We start from the raw sequence: 1,462 nt of genomic DNA, 5'->3' as shown, positions 1-1,462 counted from the left end.
TGGGCGGATTCAAACGGTCGTCGCAACACCAGTTACTTTCACTCATAACAGAAGATCGTCAAGCGCCTCCGCCGGCGTTTTCCAGCCTAGTGTCTTCCGCGGTCGGGCATTGAGGGCCGCTGCCACAGCGGATATCTCTTCGGCGCTGTGGATGCTCAGGTCCGTGCCTTTCGGGAAGTACTGCCGCAGCAGCCCGTTGGTGTTCTCGTTAGTGCCGCGCTGCCATGGGCTTTGCGGGTCGCAGAAGTAGACCTGGATACCCGCATCGATCTTGAGACGATCGTGCTGAGCCATTTCGGCTCCCTGATCCCAGGTTAGCGAACGGCGCAGCTCTTCGGGCAAAGTGATGATGGTGCGCGTGATTGCGTCGCGCACGGCTTCGGCCCCATGTCCCGCAAGGGCTGGCCCGTTCTTCGCGCGCGGAGCTTCGCCATGCCCCGCCAACCGTGGAAGGTGCAAGAGCATCGTAAAGCGCGTCGTGCGCTCGACCAGCGTGCCGATTGCCGAGCTGCCAAGACCGAGGATAAGGTCCCCCTCCCAATGTCCCGGCACTGCTCGATCGGCAGCTTCAGCAGGGCGCTCACTGATCATGATCTCCGGCGAGACAAAGCCCTTGCCTCGCCTGCGTACGCGCGCTCTGGGCATCCGTAACACACGCCCTGTTCGCAAGCAGGCCGTCAGCTCGCGGCGTAGCGCGCCACGGCCCTGAACGAAGAGGGCTTGATAGATAGCTTCGTGGCTGATGCGCATCGTCTTGTCGTCCGGGAAGTCGATCGGCAAGCGTCGAGCAATCTGCTCAGGGCTCCAGGCTTTGGCCCATCGCCGATCCTTGCGCTGGCCATGCCGCCGCCCCTTCCACGGAACGGCGGGACCAGGAACGGGAGCGCCGGTCGGGGCTACGACGCCGCCAGCAAGTCTTTCCTCCACATAAGTGCGCAAGGTTGCATTGAGCGCAAGCTTGGTCGGCTTAGGCCGGCGGGCGGATCGATCCGCATGCCATTGGGCAGTTATTGCCCGATACTCCAACCCGCCGCCGCGAGTGGCCGCGTTGCGCCGCAGTTCACGGGAGACTGTGGAAGCAGCCCGCCCCAGGCGACGTCCAATCTCCTGTATGGAATGGCCCTGCACCTTGAGAAGTGCGATCTCCTCGCGCTCATTCAACGAGAGATACCGCCCGGACAGTGCCTTTGCCGAAGATCTGAACATCGCTGGTGGCATGCCGCCCGCCTTTCGGAATAATCTGCTTCCGACAGGTTGTGACAATCCGGCTTCGAGTGCAGCATCTTCGCTGCTTAACCCAGCGGCAATCGCCCGCCAAAATTTATTCTGTTCATCGCGCCCGGCAACACAGGGCCGTCCTGGCGACGGCAATGGGGCTCGTCCTGACCGCGCCGATCTGCGCCTTACAACGTTCATCGCAACCTCCAAACTCCTGGTGTTGCGACGACCGTTTGAATCCGCC

General features: G+C 62.3%; 1 protein-coding gene. It reads right to left on the bottom strand.

The features are described from left to right. Window positions 1–42: 42 nt before the first annotated feature. Window positions 43–1,416: an IS30 family transposase gene (locus AC0L21_RS37875; protein ID WP_473267072.1), complete on the bottom strand. Its 1,374-nt coding sequence runs from the start codon at window positions 1,414–1,416 to the stop codon at window positions 43–45. Between the last annotated feature and the right edge of the window lie 46 nt (window positions 1,417–1,462).

The sequence above is a fragment of the Bradyrhizobium sp. WSM4873 genome, from assembly GCF_055811355.1.
This window is presented reverse-complemented; position numbering and strand designations above follow the sequence as displayed.

What these genes read in the sequence shown, in the direction of transcription:
- AC0L21_RS37875 (WP_473267072.1), bottom strand. Translation starts at nt 1,416, where the DNA reads ATGAACGTTGTAAGGCGCAGATCGGCGCGGTCAGGACGAGCCCCATTG.